Origin of the sequence: Rhodococcus ruber (genome assembly GCF_027270735.1) — a bacterium.
In the GTDB taxonomy this organism is placed as follows: Bacteria; Actinomycetota; Actinomycetes; order Mycobacteriales; family Mycobacteriaceae; genus Rhodococcoides; species Rhodococcoides rubrum_A.
In genome coordinates, this window is record NZ_JAPWIJ010000007.1 from 360,382 (window position 1) to 377,989 (window position 17,608).

General features: G+C 64.9%; 17 protein-coding genes and 1 rRNA gene. All 18 read right to left on the minus strand.

Going from position 1 to position 17,608, the window contains the following annotated elements:
• Positions 1-5 precede the first annotated feature (5 nt).
• Entirely contained in the window at positions 6-1,454 is a 1,449-nt protein-coding gene (gene der, locus O4220_RS18585) for a ribosome biogenesis GTPase Der (protein WP_037189204.1), read from the minus strand.
• On the minus strand, positions 1,451-2,134 hold the full coding sequence (gene cmk / locus O4220_RS18590) for a (d)CMP kinase (RefSeq protein ID WP_269606902.1): 684 nt from the start codon (positions 2,132-2,134) through the stop codon (positions 1,451-1,453). The genes der and cmk overlap by 4 nt, the downstream gene beginning before the upstream one ends.
• The gene (locus tag O4220_RS18595; protein WP_269606904.1) at positions 2,134-3,312 is read right to left on the minus strand and encodes a pseudouridine synthase; all 1,179 of its coding nucleotides are present in this window, start codon (positions 3,310-3,312) and stop codon (positions 2,134-2,136) included. The genes cmk and O4220_RS18595 overlap by 1 nt, the downstream gene beginning before the upstream one ends.
• 12 nt (positions 3,313-3,324) lie before the next feature.
• Positions 3,325-4,008, minus strand: a complete 684-nt coding sequence (scpB, locus tag O4220_RS18600; protein WP_269606906.1) for an SMC-Scp complex subunit ScpB — start codon at positions 4,006-4,008, stop codon at positions 3,325-3,327.
• On the minus strand, positions 4,005-4,841 hold the full coding sequence (locus O4220_RS18605; RefSeq protein WP_420030422.1) for a segregation and condensation protein A: 837 nt from the start codon (positions 4,839-4,841) through the stop codon (positions 4,005-4,007). The genes scpB and O4220_RS18605 overlap by 4 nt, the downstream gene beginning before the upstream one ends.
• On the minus strand, positions 4,838-5,800 hold the full coding sequence (locus O4220_RS18610; protein ID WP_256990808.1) for a ParA family protein: 963 nt from the start codon (positions 5,798-5,800) through the stop codon (positions 4,838-4,840). Before O4220_RS18610 ends, O4220_RS18605 begins: the two co-directional genes overlap by 4 nt.
• 110 nt (positions 5,801-5,910) lie before the next feature.
• A complete protein-coding gene (gene xerD, locus O4220_RS18615; RefSeq protein ID WP_269606911.1) occupies positions 5,911-6,825 on the minus strand; it encodes a site-specific tyrosine recombinase XerD in 915 nt (304 codons plus the stop codon).
• Positions 6,826-6,830: 5 nt separating this feature from the next.
• A complete protein-coding gene (locus O4220_RS18620) occupies positions 6,831-7,463 on the minus strand; it encodes an NUDIX domain-containing protein (RefSeq protein WP_269606913.1) in 633 nt (210 codons plus the stop codon).
• Positions 7,460-9,193 carry a CTP synthase gene (locus O4220_RS18625; RefSeq protein WP_269606916.1) on the minus strand — a complete coding sequence of 578 codons (1,734 nt, stop codon included), beginning with the start codon at positions 9,191-9,193 and terminating at the stop codon, positions 7,460-7,462. The genes O4220_RS18620 and O4220_RS18625 overlap by 4 nt, the downstream gene beginning before the upstream one ends.
• A gap of 150 nt (positions 9,194-9,343) precedes the next feature.
• Positions 9,344-10,291 (minus strand): copper transporter, encoded by a 948-nt coding sequence (locus O4220_RS18630; protein WP_269606918.1) that lies wholly within the window; start codon positions 10,289-10,291, stop codon positions 9,344-9,346.
• Entirely contained in the window at positions 10,288-11,472 is a 1,185-nt protein-coding gene (gene steA, locus O4220_RS18635) for a putative cytokinetic ring protein SteA (protein WP_032378535.1), read from the minus strand. The genes O4220_RS18630 and steA overlap by 4 nt, the downstream gene beginning before the upstream one ends.
• 84 nt (positions 11,473-11,556) lie before the next feature.
• Positions 11,557-13,326, minus strand: coding sequence for a DNA repair protein RecN (gene recN, locus O4220_RS18640; protein ID WP_269606922.1), 1,770 nt, complete (start codon positions 13,324-13,326; stop codon positions 11,557-11,559).
• 2 nt (positions 13,327-13,328) lie between these two features.
• Positions 13,329-14,294 carry an NAD kinase gene (locus O4220_RS18645; RefSeq protein ID WP_269606924.1) on the minus strand — a complete coding sequence of 322 codons (966 nt, stop codon included), beginning with the start codon at positions 14,292-14,294 and terminating at the stop codon, positions 13,329-13,331.
• Entirely contained in the window at positions 14,291-15,112 is an 822-nt protein-coding gene (locus tag O4220_RS18650; protein ID WP_269606926.1) for a TlyA family RNA methyltransferase, read from the minus strand. The genes O4220_RS18645 and O4220_RS18650 overlap by 4 nt, the downstream gene beginning before the upstream one ends.
• Before the next feature lies 1 nt (position 15,113).
• Positions 15,114-15,356, minus strand: a complete 243-nt coding sequence (locus O4220_RS18655) for a hypothetical protein (protein WP_269606928.1) — start codon at positions 15,354-15,356, stop codon at positions 15,114-15,116.
• Positions 15,357-15,420: 64 nt separating this feature from the next.
• Positions 15,421-16,410 carry an HAD-IIA family hydrolase gene (locus O4220_RS18660; RefSeq protein ID WP_269606930.1) on the minus strand — a complete coding sequence of 330 codons (990 nt, stop codon included), beginning with the start codon at positions 16,408-16,410 and terminating at the stop codon, positions 15,421-15,423.
• Complete coding sequence (locus tag O4220_RS18665; protein WP_269606932.1) at positions 16,407-17,288, minus strand: tetratricopeptide repeat protein; 882 nt, start codon at positions 17,286-17,288, stop codon at positions 16,407-16,409. The genes O4220_RS18660 and O4220_RS18665 overlap by 4 nt, the downstream gene beginning before the upstream one ends.
• Before the next feature lie 74 nt (positions 17,289-17,362).
• A 5S ribosomal RNA gene (gene rrf / locus O4220_RS18670) occupies positions 17,363-17,479 on the minus strand.
• Positions 17,480-17,608: the final 129 nt, after the last annotated feature.

Sequence of the window (17,608 nt, forward strand, 5' to 3'; positions counted from 1 at the left end):
AAACGTCAGCGGTTGTTGCCCTTGCCCGGCCGTTCCCGCTTCTCGCGGATACGCACCGAAACGCGCACAGGGCTGCCGTCGAAGTTGAACTCCTCACGCAAGCGCCGCTCGATGAAGCGGCGGTAACCGGCCTCGAGGAACCCGGTGGTGAACAGCACGAACGTAGGTGGCCTCGTGCTCGCCTGCGTCGCGAACATGATGCGCGGCAGACGCCCGCCACGCATCGGCGGCGGAGTGGCCGCCACGACCTCTTTGAGCCACGTGTTGAGGCGTCCGGTGGGCACACGCTTGTCCCACGACTCCAGAGCCGTCTCCAGAGCGGGAACCAGCTTCTGCACGGCGCGGCCCGTCTGCGCCGAGATGTTCACTCGCTGCGCCCACGGCACCCGAGCGAGATCGCGATCGATCTCCTTCTCGAGCTGCTGACGACGATCGTCGTCCACCAGGTCCCACTTGTTGAACGCCAACACCAGCGCGCGGCCGGCATCGGCGACCATGCTGAGCACGCGCATGTCCTGCTCCGAGATCACCTCGGAGGCATCGAGAAGCAGAATCGCGACCTCTGCGGCCTCGATAGCGGACTTCGTGCGAAGCGATGCGTAGAACTCGGCACCACTGGCATGACTGACGCGCTTGCGCAGGCCTGCGGTATCGACGAATCGCCATGTCTTGCCGCCCAATTCGACCAACGAGTCGACCGGGTCGACGGTGGTGCCGGCAACATCGTGCACCACCGAGCGCTCGTCACCCGAGAGCTTGTTGATCAGCGAGGACTTGCCCACGTTCGGCTTGCCGACCAGAGCGACACGCCTGGGTCCCCCACCGGGGATTCCTTCACGCGGTGTCTCGGGCAGCGCCTCGAGCACACGGTCGAGCAAATCGCCGGTGCCGCGGCCGTGCGTGGCCGAAACCGACAGCGGCTCGCCCAGACCGAGCGACCACAGGGCAGCAACCTCGGATTCGGTGCGACCGTCGTCGACCTTGTTGGCCACCAACAGAACCGGAGTCTTCGACCGGCGCAGCACCCGTGCGACTGCCTCGTCCGTCGTCGTCGAACCGACTCGCGCGTCGACGACCAACAGGATCGCGTCGGCGGTGTGCATGGCCAATTCGGCTTGGCGCGCAACGGATGCCTGCAAACCCTTGGCGTCGGGCTCCCAACCGCCGGTGTCCTGCACCAGGAAGCGTCGACCACTCCAGTTGGCCTCGTACGACACTCGGTCGCGGGTGACGCCGGGGACGTCCTCGACCACGGCTTCACGTCGTCCGATGATGCGGTTGACGAGCGTCGACTTACCGACGTTCGGACGCCCCACCACGGCGAGAGTCGGTACGGCAACGGCATCTTCGCCGTCTTCGCCCTCGTTGAGGTCGACGTACTCCCACTCGCCCTCGTCACTCCATATTCCGTCGCCCGCGGTTTCCGCTGCGCCGGAGAAGAATTCTTCACTCACTGCACTGCTCCAGTTCTGTCGTTGACCACGAGCAGCAAGCGCTCCATCACACCGTCGAGATCCAGCTCGCTGGTATCGACGATCACCGAATCCTCGGCGGGACGAAGCGGTGACACTGCTCTTGTCGAATCTGCATGATCACGGCGTTGCACATCCGCGAGCACGGATTCGTAGTCGTCGTCGCGACCCTGTTCGATGTTCTGTTTGTTGCGACGCTCCGCCCGCGCTTCCGGTGAGGCGGTCAGGAACACCTTCACGTCGGCGTCGGGAAGTACGACGGTGCCAATGTCCCGGCCCTCCACCACGATTCGCGTCGACGAGCTCGCAAGGTCGCGCTGCAGCTGCACCAACAGTTCACGCACCGCAGGCACAGCAGAGACGGCCGAGACGGCCTTGGTGACGGCATCGCCACGGATTTCGCCGCTGACGTCCTCACCGTCGAGCAACACGGTCTCGGACAGTGGGTCCTTGCCGATCTCGAGGGGCAGTGCAGCAACAGCTTTGGCTACTCCGTCTGCATCGGTGGGGTCGACACCCGATCGCAGCACCCACACCGTTGCGACGCGGTACATCGCACCGGTGTCGAGGTAGCTCGCCTCGAGAGCCGACGCGAGCCGACGCGATACCGACGACTTACCGGTGCCCGAAGGCCCGTCCATCGCCACGACGAGCGCACTCATCACAGGCCTACGGATTCGTAGAGCTTGCCGATCTCACCGCGGCCGAGAACACGCAGTGTTCCTGGACGCTGATCGCCGAGCACGATGTTGCCGACATCGGTACGCACGAGGCGTCCGACCGGGAAGCCGACCTTGTCGAACAACCGACGCACGATGTGCTTGCGGCCCTCGTGCAGGGTCACCTTGACGAGCGACTTGCCGTCCGAGATATCGAGCAGCTGAAAGCCGTCGACCTTGACCGGACCGTCGTCGAGAGTGACGCCCTCACGCAGCTGCTTGCCGAGTGTGCGGGGAATGGTGCCGAACAGCGTCGCCAAGTAGGTCTTGGAGACCTCGAACGACGGGTGCATCAGGCGGTGAGCAAGGTCACCGTCATTGGTGAAGAGCAACAGCCCTTCGGTGTCGGCATCGAGGCGGCCGACGTGGAACAGTCGCTGCCCCGCCTGGACGCGCTCGGAGACGATGTCGCCGACGCACGGGCGTCCGAGGTCGTCGGACATGGTGCACTGCCATCCACGCGGCTTGTTCATCGCGAGATGAACCAGCTCTTCCTTCACCACGACGCGGGTGCCGTCGACGCGGACCACGGCGATGTTCGGGTCGATACGGATGCCCTGTTCGGTGACGATGCGTCCGTCGACCTCGACGCGGCCGTCGGCGATCAGTTCTTCGGCCGCGCGACGCGACGCGACACCGGCCTGTGCGAGCACCTTCTGCAGACGAACACCTTCACCGGCAGGCACGTGCTTGCGGGGCGAGGAATCGGTGTGCTGGTGCTTCGCCGGCTTGGCGTTGCTGATCGTGGTCGTCGGAATCTGCTTCTTCTGCGGCTTCGGCGGCTTGGGACGCGACGGCTTCTTACGGGGCACCGCGTCGTTGCTGCGGTCGTTGATGCCCGTGTCGGCAGGCTTGTAATCGAATTCGTCCTGCTCGACGCCTCTGCGGGGATCCGGTCGACCTCCGGTTCGGGGTGCTCCGGTTCGGGGAGCGCCTGCGCGGGGTCCTCCGGTTCGCGGTGCACCAGTGCGGGGGGCGCCGTCACGGGGCGCAGCGTCGCGGGTGCGATCTCCGCGGCGTGCGTCACGCGGAGTGTCCGACCTACCTGCGGTCGGCTTCCTGCGTGGGTCTTGTCTCTTGTTACGGTCCGGTGTGCCATCACGGCGAGCGGGCTTGTTCACTTGTCTTACCTATCAGTCGTCCGAGTCGAGCTCGGCTGCCGGATCGGGTTTCGATCCGCGGTTCTTGGTGGAGCGGGTCATTCTCGGGTCGGTGTCCATGCTGTCACTGATCTCGTCGATCAGGTCGACACCCGGCAACAGCGGTGCCAGTTCGGGTAGATCACCGAGCGATGCGAGTCCGAGCCGTTCGAGGAACAGCTCGGTGGTGCAGTACATCGTTCCGGTCGTCTCCGGGTCCGTTCCTGCTTCGGAGATCAGTCCACGGGCGAGCAACGTACGCATCACTCCATCGACATTGACTCCACGTACGGCGCTGACTCGTGCGCGGGTCAACGGTTGACGATAGGCGATCACGGCCAGGGTTTCCAATGCTGCGCGTGTGAGCTTGGACCGAGCGCCGTCCAGTAGCAGCCGTTCGACATACGGCGCGTATGCGGTTCGGGTGTAGAAACGCCACCCGTCACCGGCGTAGCGAAGGTCGATTCCGCTGCTTCGTTCGGTCAGCGCTGCGGCCATCTCGTTCAAGGAGGCGCGCACCCGAGCGACCGATGCACCCACGGCGGATGCCAGCTGCTCGTCCGACGCGGGGGTGTCCACGATCAGCAACACAGCTTCGAGCGCCGACGCGAGGGTGGTGTCGTCGAGCTTCTCGGAATCGTCGACGTCCTCGAGCTCGAGTTCGGGGTCGGCACTCATGCGTAGTCCTCTTCCGTGACCACGATGGGTCCTTCGTCCTTGCCGGTCCAGCTCACTCGGAGATTGCCCAGCGGCTCCGGTTGTTCGAACGCGATCACCTGTTGGCGGAACAGCTCCAACAACGCCAGGAATCGCGCAATTATTTCGACCTGCACCTCGCAGTCCTGCACCAGCTCCGAGAACGACGCCCATTCGTTCAGGCCGCGGCCCTGCAAATTCTCCAGCAACCACTCGGCCTGCTCGGGAATCGAGACGGCGTGCTGATGGATGTGATCGAGCCCTACCTGCGGAATCGGCTTGGGCCGAAAAGCGGCAGCGGCGATGTCTGCGAACCTGGCGGGGTCGACGCCGAGCAACACCTCCGGGATCAGATCGGCGTACCTGTCTTCCACCGACACCGATCGCGGATACCGCCGCAGCGCAGCGGCTTCCAGCTCGCCGAACAGCAGTGCCACCTGCTTGTAGGCGCGGTACTGCAACAACCGCGCGAACAGGAGATCTCGCACTTCGAGCAACGCCAGATCCTCGGCATCCTCGACGTCACCCGAGGGCAGCAGTCGAGCTGCCTTGAGATCGAGCAGCGTGGCGGCAACGACCAAGAACTCCGTCGTCTGGTCCAGTCCCACATCGGCACCGAGAGACTTGGTGAACGAGATGAAATCGTCGGTGACGGTGTGCAGCGCCACTTCGGTGACGTCCATGCGGTGCTGACTGATCAACGACAGCAGCAGATCGAACGGACCCTCGAAATTGAGCAACCTAACCCGAAATTTCGACGGATCAGCGTCGGCGGGAACCTCGATAGGGGCCTCGTCGGCAGCGTCGACGGTCACGGACCCGACCGGTAGATCACCTCGCGCGCCAGAGCGCGGTACGCCTGCGCGCCGCCGGATTTCGGAGCCCATGTGGTGATGGGTTCACCGGCCACACTGGTTTCCGGGAACCGGACCGTCCGAGTGATCACCGTGTCGTAGACGACGTCCCCGAACACCTCGACCACCCGTGTCATCACCTCGCGAGAGTGCAGCGTTCGGGCGTCGAACATCGTCACCACGATGCCGGCCAGCTTCAGCCGAGGATTGAGGCGATCGCGCACCTTCTCGACGGTGTCGTTGAGCAATGCCAGGCCACGAAGGCTGAAGTACTCGCACTCCATCGGAATCAGTACTTCGTCGGCGCATGTGAGCGCATTGACAGTCAGCAGACCGAGCGACGGCTGGCAGTCGATGAGCACGTAGTCGTAGCGATCCAGAATCGGATGCAGCACCCGTCCGAGCGTCTGCTCGCGACCCACCTCGGTCACCAACTGAATCTCGGCTGCCGAGAGGTCGATGTTGCTGGGCATCAGATCGAGGTTCTCGACGCGAGTCCGCATGATGATGTCGTCTGCGGAGACCTTCGCCTCGACGAGAAGGTTGTAGACCGTGAGATCGAGTTCGTGGTGCGCGACGCCCAAGCCCGCGGACAGTGCGCCCTGCGGGTCGAGGTCCACCAGCAGCACGCGACGACCGTAGCCGGCCAGCGAGGCACCGAGATTGATGGTCGACGTCGTCTTGCCGACGCCACCCTTCTGATTGCACATCGCGATGATCTTGGCCGGGCCATGACTGGCCAGCGGTTGCGGATCCGGAACCGACCGCGTCTTTCGCCCGGTAGGCCCGAGTTCGTTGGGAGCGGGAATCACGTCGCGCGACTCGCGACTGGATTCCGGTTGACGCGTATGGAACAGCGCGCCTTCGAGATGCGCACGATCCGAAGCTGACTCCGCCGCTGGCGGCTGCGGTGTCGACACGTTCCAGCGCTCCCCTGTCCCGTTCGTCTTCGAGTAGTTCACGCAAACGCTACCGCTTGAGGCACCGCTGCTGTCACCGGACACGCTGACGGGCAGCGGTCGACCTCGTGCTACCGCGCCCGCGGGTGCGCTCCCGCCCACACTTCGCGCAGTGTGGTGACGGTGACGAGAGTGTAGATCTGCGTTGTCGTCACCGACGCATGCCCCAGCAGTTCCTGCACCACCCGTACATCGGCACCGCCGTCGAGCAAATGCGTGGCGAAGGAGTGCCGAAGAACGTGTGGTGAGACGCCGGAGGTGATCCCGGCCCGCTCGGCCGAGTCCTGCAGTACCTGCCATGCGCTCTGCCGTGACAACCTGCCGCCGCGCACGTTGAGAAACAGGGCCGGATTGGACCGCGCGACCAGGCCGGGTCGCCCACGCACCAGGTACGCGTCGATCGCCTCGATCGCCGGCCTGCCGACCGGGACGATGCGGTGCTTGCCGCCTTTGCCGCGCAGCAGTACCGACCGTGAGTCGGTGTCGATATCGTCCACATCCAGCCCCACGGCCTCGGAGATTCGAGCACCGGTGGAATACAACAACTCCAGCAGTGCTCGATCACGCAGTCCGCGTGGAGCATCGGGCCCAGCGATCGACGCCGATTCGAGCAGTGCCACCACTTGGTCGATGGGTAGCGACTTGGGCAATCGTTTGGCAGGCTGCGGCGGCTTGACCTCGCTCGCTACGTTGCGCTCGACCATCCCCTCGGCCAGAGCGAAGCGGTGCAATCCGCGCACGGCAATCAGCGTGCGTGCGGCCGAACTCGCTGCGAGAGCGGTGAACTCGTCATCGCCGCGCCGGAGGTACAGCACGAACTCGGTGATGTCGTTCTCGGTGACCTTGGCCAGATCGGCGATTCCGTAGCCGCTGAGAAACCGCTCGTACCGCAGCAGATCCCGACGGTAGGACGACACCGTGTTCTGTGCCGAACCGCGCTCGACCACCAGATGGTCGAGGTACGTCTGAATCTGCTGGCCGATCACGGTGGCTACTTTCGTGAACTCTTCCGCTTCTCGAAGGCCGTGGGCAGGTCGGGCCACGGGGCGTCGGCCGGGCGCAGTTCGGTGCCTGCGGCGCGCGCGGCAGCGAATGCGAGCACGCCCGCCACGGCGGACGCGTTCACGATCTCTCCTGCCAGTGCTCGACGGACGGCCTCGTCCATCGGCACGAAGGAGAGTTCGATGTCTGCTTCCTCGTCGTGTGCTTCGGGCCGATCCACCTGCGTCAGGCCCTGTGCGAGAAAGATCCGCACGGCCTCGTCGGTGAACCCGGGCGAGGCCAGCACGTCGACCAACACCGACCAGGTACCGGCGGCAAGGCCGGTCTCCTCGGCGAGCTCACGCTGAGCCGCCAGTACCGGCTGCTCCCCCGGCGCGTCGAGCAGGCCGGCCGGCAATTCCCACAGGCGCCGCCCGATGGGGTGCCGATACTGCTCGATCATCGCCACCCGATCCTGATCGTCGACGGCCAGAATCCCGACCGCGCCGTGATGCTCGACCACCTCACGCTCAGCCTGTCGACCGTTCGGCATCGCCACCTGATCGAGCCGAAGCGCCAGAATGGCACCGGAGTACGCCGCCGTCGAATCGAGGGTGGTGAACTCGTGTCGAGGCTGGTTCATCCGACGCTGTCGGCAGTGGCGTCCGACTCCTCCGTCGCCACGGTGTCACCGTGAACGTCGACCGGCAGGCGCTCCGCAGCCTTGTACTTCAGTGCGGCGTTGATCAACGATGCGAACAACGGGTGCGGACGGGTCGGCCGGCTCTTGAGCTCCGGATGAGCCTGGGTGGCGACGAAGAACGGGTGCACCGAGGCAGGCAGCTCGACGAATTCGACCAGATGGCCATCCGGAGAAGTACCGCTGAACACCAAGCCGCTCTTGGTAATTCGGTCCCGGTAATCGTTGTTGACCTCGTAGCGGTGACGGTGGCGTTCCGAGACGTTCTCGGTGCCGTACGACGCTGCGACGACCGAACCCTTCTGCAGGGTTGCCGGGTAGGCACCGAGGCGCATCGTGCCGCCGAGATCGGCGTCACCGGCGACGGCATCTTCCTGATCGGCCATCGTGGAAATCACCGGATCCTTGGTGTCCGGATCGAACTCGGCGGAATTGGCGTCGGTGAGACCGACCGAACGAGCCGCCTCGATGACCACACACTGCAACCCGAGGCACAGCCCCAACAGCGGAATCTTGCGCGTCCGTGCGAACTCGATTGCCCCGAGCTTGCCCTCGATACCGCGGATGCCGAAGCCACCGGGAATGAGCACGGCATCGACATCGCCCAACGCGGCCTGCGCCCCCGCAGGCGTCGAGCACTCGTCGGACGGAACCCACTTGATCTCGACCTTGGCGCGATGAGCGAATCCGCCCGCACGCAGCGCCTCGGTGACCGAGAGGTAGGCGTCGGGCAGGTCCACGTACTTGCCGACGAGGCCGACGCGCACGGTTTCGCGGGGCTGGTGGACGCGCTCGAGCAGTCCGCCCCAGATGGTCCAGTCGACATCGCGGAACGGCAGACCGAGCTGCCGGACGACGTAGGCGTCGAGGCCTTCCTTGTGCAGCACCTTGGGGATGTCGTAGATCGACGGGGCGTCGGGTGTGGAGATGCAGCCGTCGACGTCGACGTCGCACATCAGCGCGATCTTGTTCTTGAGCCCCGGCGGCACGTCGCGGTCGCACCGCAGGATCAACGCGTCGGGCTGAATGCCGATGCTGCGCAGTGCGGCCACGGAGTGCTGGGTGGGCTTGGTCTTGAGTTCACCGGACGGGGCCAGGAACGGAACGAGCGACACGTGCAGGAAGAAGACGTTGTTGCGGCCGACGTCGTGGCGAACCTGGCGCGCTGCCTCGAGGAACGGCTGCGACTCGATATCGCCGACGGTGCCACCGATTTCGGTGATGACGACATCAGGCTGGTGGCCCTGGAGGTCGGGACCGTTCATGGCCAGGATGCGACGTTTGATCTCGTCGGTGATGTGCGGAATGACCTGAACGGTGTCGCCCAGGTACTCGCCGCGACGCTCCTTGGCGATGACCGTCGAATAGACCTGGCCGGTGGTCACATTGGCGAATCCGGACAGATCACGGTCGAGGAAGCGCTCGTAATGGCCGACGTCGAGGTCCGTCTCCGAGCCGTCCTCGGTGACGAAGACCTCGCCGTGTTGGAACGGGTTCATCGTGCCGGGATCGACGTTGAGGTAGGGATCGAGCTTCTGCATGGTCACGCGAAGTCCGCGTGCGGTCAGTAGCTGGCCGAGGCTCGATGCCGTCAGACCTTTTCCGAGCGAAGACGCGACGCCCCCGCTGACGAAGATGTGCTTGGTGTCGGAACGCGACTGAAGGCGTGACAATGAGGCTCCCGTGACGAATCTGCAGGGCTTGCTCCTACCAGGGGGCTGATAAGAGAGGTACAGCATGAAAATTGGGCCTGCTACCCACGGGACTTCACGGTAACACCAGTACCTACCTCACCGCCAACGACACGCTCGTTCGGGCATCGATCAGCTCGCGGGAGCTCCGACGGTGACAGCATTCGCGTTCGCTCCGGTGCCGTACCGACCCGACGCACCGTCCAGCTGCTCCGCCAAGGCGAGAACGGTGGTGATTCTTCCGGCTTCACGGTCGACGTTGTCGACCGTGCTCAGAGACGACGACAGAGCCGAATCGGCGCGTACGACGGCAATGGATTCGTTGCCCTCGGCGGCGCCGGACCGGCCTGCCAGCACCACACCTGCTCCGCGCGAATCGAGAGCCCCGGCAAAGCGAGCGACGATGGCCCCGCGATTGCCGTCCTCGACGTTCGAAGAACCGGAACCGGTGACGACGACCGCCAGCTGGGCGGGTGCGACTGCACCGTTGTCGTAGGCGATGAACCCGCCGCTGCGCAGCGTTTCCAGAGCGAGCGAAAGCTCCTCCGGGGTGGACTGGGGTTGCGCCGTCTGCGCGTTGAGCAGCAGCACCGAGCCCAGCAGATCACCGGCCAGGCTTCCTTGATCCACAGCGCCGGTGCGCAGCTGCACGCCGGCGGGAATGACGTTGGTCAATCGGGTGCGCAGATCGTCGCCGTTCGCCGCAGAGACGAACGCGTCGGTCAGCGACACTCGGCCGGTGACGGTGGCTCCCGACGCTCCGATCGAGCGGGTGACTCCGTCGACGTCACCGGGATCTGCGTCAGGGGTGGTGATGACCACCACTGAACGATCCACCAAGGTGTCTCGCAGAACCCGGCCCGATACTGCGGCGTCGAACCCGTCGGCAGAGTTCAGTTGCTCACCGAGCTGGTTGCTGGTCGCCTGCAGATCGTCCACCTGATTTTCGAGGCCGGTCTTGTCGTCCCGAAGACCCGAGACCAGACCGCTCGACAGCAGGCCCGAACCGAGCACGATGCCGATGGCCAGAGCGACGAATACCGCTGCCAGCGAAATGGCATGTTGGCGAAGCGAAATCACGGAAGCAACCCCTGGAACCACAGCGCGAACCGGTTCCACAGGTCGATCGCCCAGTCCAACGATTCACCACCGATGTTGGACACTGCCAACGCCACGATGACGGCAACGAGGGCCGCGAGAATCAGCAGGGCAATCGCGCCACCGGAAACCCGGCTTCGGTACAGAGTGGCCACAGCTTTGGCGTCGACCAGCTTGGCCCCGACCTTCAGACGCGTCATGAACGCGGCCGGGTTGGTGTTGCGACGACCACGATCGAAGAACTCGTCGAGGCTGGCCGGGCTACCGACCGACACGATCAGCGAGGCCCCGTGATGATCGGCCAGCAGCAGAGCGAGGTCGGCCGCAGCACCGCTCGCAGGGAAGGTCATGGCACCGATTCCGAGGTCCTGAATGCGTTCCAGGCCTTGCGCGTGACCGTCCGAATCGGCCGGAAGTACCACCTCTGCACCACATTTGAGCGTCTGAGCGGTGACGTCCTCGGGGTCGCCGACGATGAGATCGGGCCGGTGACCCGCCTTCATCGCGGTGTCGGCACCCGCGCCGACGCCGATGATGACGGGCGAGTACTCCTTGATGAACGGCTTGAGGTTCTTCAGGTCCTCGGCATGGCCGGGTCCGTCGGCGACGATCACGACGTGACGGCCCTTGAGATCGATATCGATATCCGGCACGCCGACACCGTCGATCAGCAGCGGGCTTTCGGTGCGGATGAACTCGATCGTGTTGCCCGAGAACGCTTCCAGGTGATCGACCAGTCCGGTCTTGGCCTCGATCATCTTGTCGGAGATCTCGGCTTCGCTCTGCTCGTCACCCTTGGCGAGACGCCGATCACCGGTGTAGACACCGCCGTCGTTGAGACGGATCTTGGTGCCGTCCTTGATCTTCTTGAAGATCTCGGTGCCGGCCGAGTCGATCAAGGTGATGCCGTTGGCCACGATGACCTCAGGACCCAGGTTGGGGTAACGCCCGGAGATCGACGGCGACGCGTTGACGACCGCGAGCACCCCCGCCTCGACGAGCGCATCGGCGGTCAGACGATCCAGGTCCAGCTCGTCCAGGACGACGATGTCACCGGGCCCGACCCGCTTGAGCAGCTTGGCCGTGTTGCGATCGACTCGCGCGATCCCGGTGATTCCAGGCAGCGAATCCTGACTACGTGACAGCAGAGCCGGCATCTTCATGTGGTCCATGATGACCCGATCGACACGCCCGACGATGGAGGCGCGCCGAAACAACTACCACACTGATCACATCAGCACCAAAGGTTACAGGGCGGCTCGATCTGCGTTTGCAGTGGCCAGCAGCTCCTCGGCGTGCGCACGACCGGTCTCCGTGTCGTCCAGACCCGCGAGCATTCGGGCGAGCTCGACGACCCGCTCCGACGACGACAGAGTCCGAACGCCGCTGTTCGCCGCGCCCCTCTTCGCGTCGGTCTTGTCGACCACCAGATGTGTATCGGCGAACGCTGCCACCTGAGGCAGGTGAGTGACGACGATGACCTGATGAGTGCGAGCCAACCGGCCGAGTCGACGCCCGACCTCGACGGCAGCGCGACCACCCACACCGGCGTCGACCTCGTCGAACACCATCGTCGCGCCCTTGTCCGAGCCCGCGAGCACCACCTCGAGCGCCAACATCACCCGCGAGAGCTCACCGCCCGATGCACTCTTGCTGATCGGCAGAGCCTGGGCACCGTCGTGTGCGGACAGGCGAAACTCGACCTCGTCGACGCCGTTGCTGCCTGCATGCAGTTCGGCGCCGTCGACGACGATCGGGGCGGTGTCCGACGGTCCGGCAGGCAAAGCCCGAACATCGATCTGCAGCTTGGCTTTTCCCATCGCCAACCCGGCTAGCTCGACGCTGACCGCCTTCGAGAGTTTCACCGACGCCTTCGCACGGGCCGCACTGAGCTTCGATGCCGCTGCCGCGACGTCGACCGCAGCAGCCTCGACCTTTGCACTCAATTCGGCCAAGGCGTCGGCCGAGGTGTCGATGTGTGAGAGGCGCTCGCGGGCATCCTCCGCCCAGGCGATGACACCGTCGACGTCGGCGGCGTACTTACGCGTCAACGACTTCAGCTCGGCCTGGCGGTTCAGGATCGCGTCGAGCGCATTCGGATCGGACGGCAGATCCGTCAGGTACGAGGTGAGATCGGCACCGATGTCGCCCACGATGGCCATCGCGTCGTTCAGTCGTGGCAGAAGCTCCGTCAGAGCAGCGTCGTCGGCATGCTCCAAGCGAGAACGAGCCTCGCCCAACAGATACAGCGCCGATGTTGTGTCCGACGCCTCTTCGGTGCTCCCGACGAGTGCCGCCGAGGCACCCTCTGCGGTCTCACGCAACGAATCGAGATCACCCAGCCGACGCACGTCCTCGGCCACGGAACGATCCTCCCCCGGCTCCGGTGCGAGAGAGTCGATCTCCTGCAGACCGAAATGCAGACGGTCCGCTTCTTGCGCCAGCTCACGACTGCGTTCGGTGCGGTCGATCAACTCGTTGCGAGCGTCGAGCCACGTCTTGCGAGCGGTGCGATACTTCGAGACCAGGGACGCCACCGCATCGCCGGCGAATCTATCCAGCGCAGCGAGTTGCTGATCGGGCCGCAGCAGACGCAGCTGGTCGTTCTGACCATGCACCGTCAGCAACGAGTCGGTGAAATTCGACAGCACCGACGCGGGCACACTGCGCCCACCGAGGTGCGCACGAGAGCGGCCGTCGGAGTTGACGGTACGCACAGCGATGATCGAATTGTCCTCGTCGCGTTGACCTCCCGAGGATTCGAGTACCTTGTCGACGTCGTCGATCACCTGCTCCGACGCAGTATCGGTACTGAATCGCCCCTCGACCACCGCGCGCTGCGCGCCCAGCCGAACCCGGCCTGCATCGGCGCGGGCACCCGACAGCAGGTGCAGGCTCGTGACCACCATGGTCTTGCCGGCGCCGGTTTCACCGGTGAGTACGGTCAGCCCCTCGTGAAACTGTGCGCTGGCACCGGAAATGACTCCGAGGCTGTCGATCCGAATCTCTTCGAGCATCCCTACCTCGCTCTCCCCCGCCACCCGGTTACGGGCAGTTCGAATTTCTTGACCATGCGGTCGGCGAACGGCGCCGAATCGAGTCGGACCCATTTGATCGGTGACGCGCCCCGCACCACCTCGACGCGAGCACCGGCCGGAAGGCTCAGCGTGCGCCTACCGTCACAGAATACGAATCCTGCGTGTCCGCCCGCATCGATCTCGACCGCGACGATCGACTCGGGACTGGTGACGAGCGGCCGCGCGAACAATGCATGTGCATTGCTCGGAATGACCAGTATCGCTTCGAGTTCCGGCCAGACCACCGGTCCACCGGCCGAGAAGGCGTATGCCGTCGAGCCCGTCGGTGTGGAGACCAGGACTCCGTCGCAGCCGAATGCGGAAACCGGTCGACCGTCGACTTCGAGCACGACCTCGAGCACTCCGAGCCGGGACCCGTTTTCGATGCTCGCCTCGTTCAACGCCCATCCGCGATCGACCACCTGATCTCCGACGCGAACAGCAATATCCAAGGTCATGCGCTGCTCGATGCGGTAATTACCGGCGATGACGCGAGCCAGAGCATCTTCGAGATGGTCGGCCTCCGCCTCGGCGAGAAAGCCGACGTGGCCGAGGTTGATGCCGAGAACCGGAATGGAGGCTGCTTGCGCGAGTTCGGCTGCGCGCAGAAAGGTTCCGTCACCGCCCAGGACCAGGACCATCTCGCAGCCGACCGCCGCGTCCGGGCCGAATTCCACGACGTTGAGCCTCATGTCCGCGACGAACACGTGGTCGTGCTCTTCCTTGTCGGACGCCTCGATCTTCGAGGGTTCCACCTCGTCCACCAGTACGCGTAGGCAGATGCCCGCCTCGTCGAACACTTTGCCCACTCGGCGTGCGGTCTCGGCGATGTCCGGTCGGCCCGGATGGGCGACGAGAAGAATCTCTCGAGACGACTCCAGTTCCGGTGCTGCGTGGGACGGAGTCACTGTGGTCCTTCCTCGATCGCAAGCCGGACGAGTTCCGGGATGTCGGCACGCGGCAGATCTTCGCCTGCACCTGCCCCCAGCCACAAAAAGTACTCGACGTTGCCCGACGGTCCCGGCAGCGGGCTTGCCGCCACCGCGCGAACAGTCAGACCCAGGCCGACGGCCGCGTTCGCCACGTCCTCTACGGCCTCGGCTCGCAGCGCGGGATCTCGCACGACGCCACCGGCACCCACGCGATCCTTGCCGACCTCGAATTGCGGTTTGACCATGAGCACCATGTCGGTGCCCGGCTTCGAGCACTCGACGAACGCCGGAAGGACGAGCTTCAACGAGATGAACGACAGGTCGGCGACGATCACGTCGACGGGTCCACCGATCGTCTCGGCATCGATCGACCGAACATTCGTGCGGTCGACGACGTGGACACGATCGTCGGATTGCAGCCGCCACACCAGCTGGCCGTATCCGACGTCGACGGCGACCACCTCCCGTACTCCTCGACTGAGGAGGACGTCGGTGAATCCACCGGTGGACGCACCGGCATCGAGGCATCGGGCCTGTTCGACGGTCAAGCCCAGTGGCTCGAACGCGTCGAGGGCCCCGAGCAGTTTGTGGGCACCTCGTGAGGCCCAACTGACCTCGTTGTCTTCTTCGGCCACCAGCAACGGCGTACCCGGCTCCACCGCGGTGGCAGGCTTGGAGGCCACAGTTCCGGCGATCTTCACTCGACCGGACTCGATCAGTTCCGAGGCGTGCTCGCGAGATCTCGCCAATCCACGGCGAACCAGTTCCGCATCGACGCGTGCGCGACGAGCCACGTCAGGTCTTGTCGACGGTGGTCAGGGCGCGCACGAGCACCTCGTGAGCGCGGTCCAGCAGACTCGCATCGCGCGAGAGGGCATCCGAATCCACGGCTCCGGGTTCTTCGTCGTCGGACGACACGATGGTGAGTTGGCTCAGGAGCGAGGCGACTTCGGCTCGAACGGTGTCGGGATCGGCCGACGACTCATCGCCGGCGTTGCTCGGCCGGTGCTGTCCTGGTAACGGGATCGACGTGCTCATTGCCCCTCACGCTATCGGATCGATACGACGAACGCCCGATCGCCGCCGCTCCCCGGGCCCTGGGTCAACACCCGAGCAGCGACTGCAGATCGCCGAGGCGATTCCCCTCGAAGCGCACCTCCGTGAACTCGGAGCCCGACCACGCAACGTGCAGCACAGCGAGAGCGCCTTCGAACGCATCCGGTGCCGTGTCGCCGTCGAATCGCACCGACAGCACTCCGCCGTCGATACCGACCGTCCACCCGTCCTTGCTGTCGACGCGAGACGCGGACTCGTCCTGGTTGAGCACCCCGAGGTCGGGGCCGATGTGTGTGGGTCGCAGATGCTGGGGAGCACGAAGCAGCTCCGCGGCGGTACTCACGCCTGTCAATACCAGTAGCGACGGCAACTCGATTTCATTGGCTCCCGCGATGTCCGTGTCCAGCCGGTCTCCGACGACCAACGCCGAACGCGCTCCGCTGCGCTCGATGGCGTCGTGCATGATCGGCGCGGCCGGCTTACCCGCCACGATCGGCTCGACATCGGTGGCATTGCGGACCGCTGCGACCATCGAGCCGTTTCCGAGAACGAGTCCTCGCTCGGTCGGCAAGGTGGCATCGACGTTCGTTGCTACCCAGAGAGCACCCGCACGAACAGCCAGGACCGCCTCGGCGAGCATCTTCCAGCCTGTATCGACCGAGTGACCCTGCACCACTGCGACCGGCTCGTCGTCGGCGGACCTGACCGGGTCGAGGCCGACCTTGGATATCTCGTTCGCCAACGCGTCGGTACCGACCACGAGCACGCGCGAACCGGCGTCCAGCTTGCCCGCGAGAACACGCGCAGCTGCCTCGGAACTGGTGACGACGAACTCCGCAGAGGTGTCGAACCCGAGACGACGAAGGTGCACGGCAACGTCCTGTGGCGCACGACTGGCATTGTTCGTCACGAAGTACTGCTTCTCGGAACCACCCGAAAGCGCCTCTACTGCACCGGGAATGGGATCCTTACCGGCGTAGACGGTGCCATCGAGATCGAGCAGCAGGACGTCGTGGGCGTCACGCAGCAACGTCACCGACTGCCTCCGGACAGCTCCTCGACTCGCTCTTCCGCGTCTGTCTCACCATCGACATCGGCCGCAGCAGCGTTGAGGAACCACTTCACACCCTCGTCGACGCGACCGGCGGCAACCAACGCATCCGCATAGACGTAGAACAGGCGCGCAGCAGCGGTTCCCGAGCGAGATGCGTCGAGGTCCGGGGTCTGCAGGGTCACGACGGCCTGGTCGAACTGGTTGAGGTCCATACGAGCACCAGCCACGACGATTCGGAGTTCCGACGCTTCCTCGCCGGTCAACTCACGAGCCTCGTCGCTGCGACCGAGTTCGATGGCGCGCTCGGGACGTCCGAGTCCGCGTTCACAGTCGGCCATGACCGCGATCAGACCTGGCCCGCCGGCCATCCGCCGGGCGGCGCGGAGCTCGGACAAGGCTTCGGCCCACTCACCGGCGTGGTAAGCCGCGATACCCGCGGTTTCACGAACGACGGCGATACGACCTGCCCGCTGACGAGCAGCGCGCGCATGCAGCAGCGCCAACTGCGGATCGTCGTCGAGTAGCCTGCTGGTCATCACAAGGTGACGGGCCACAGCAGTGGCATTGTTCTTGTCAAGGCTCAGCAGATCCCGGCGCACTGCCGGCTCGAGTTGGCCGGCTTCTACCTCGTCGGGCAGATCCGGCTCGTCGGGACGCGGCGGACGGCGGTCGGACGATGCGCTGTTACCGCGACGATCGCCGGAGAAACCACCTTCACCACCACGCCTGCGAGGAGGACCGTCCGAACGACGCGGGTCGGCGCGACGGTCCTGAGCGCGGGGGTTGCGATCTCGGGACTCGCTCGGGCGGTTGCCGCCGTCCCCTCGAGTGGGGCGACGATCGTTGTTGTCTTCCGACACGGGCGTCCTTTCGGATTTTGGATACAAAACGCAAAAAGGGGACCCACCAAGTGGGTCCCCTTCTTACAACGGGTGTTCGGCGGTGTCCTACTCTCCCACACCCTGTCGAGTGCAGTACCATCGGCGCTGGAGGGCTTAGCTTCCGGGTTCGGAATGGGACCGGGCGTTTCCCCTCCGCTATGGCCGCCGTAACTCTGCGAAACAGTGTCACGAGCGAACCCTGTCACCCACACGTGTGTGGGCAGCGGATTCGTGTATTCGGTTGTGTTACTGAACAACTCGTGTGTTGTTTCAGATATTGCACAGTGGACGCGTAGCTT

Excerpts from the sequence above, each read along its gene's own strand:
- O4220_RS18620 (WP_269606913.1), bottom strand. The coding sequence starts at position 7,463 with ATGAACCAGCCTCGACACGAGTTCACCACCCTCGATTCGACGGCGGCG.
- scpB (WP_269606906.1), bottom strand. The coding sequence starts at position 4,008 with ATGAGTGCCGACCCCGAACTCGAGCTCGAGGACGTCGACGATTCCGAG.
- steA (WP_032378535.1), bottom strand. The coding sequence starts at position 11,472 with ATGAAGATGCCGGCTCTGCTGTCACGTAGTCAGGATTCGCTGCCTGGA.
- recN (WP_269606922.1), bottom strand. The coding sequence starts at position 13,326 with ATGCTCGAAGAGATTCGGATCGACAGCCTCGGAGTCATTTCCGGTGCC.
- O4220_RS18655 (WP_269606928.1), bottom strand. The coding sequence starts at position 15,356 with ATGAGCACGTCGATCCCGTTACCAGGACAGCACCGGCCGAGCAACGCC.
- cmk (WP_269606902.1), bottom strand. The coding sequence starts at position 2,134 with ATGAGTGCGCTCGTCGTGGCGATGGACGGGCCTTCGGGCACCGGTAAG.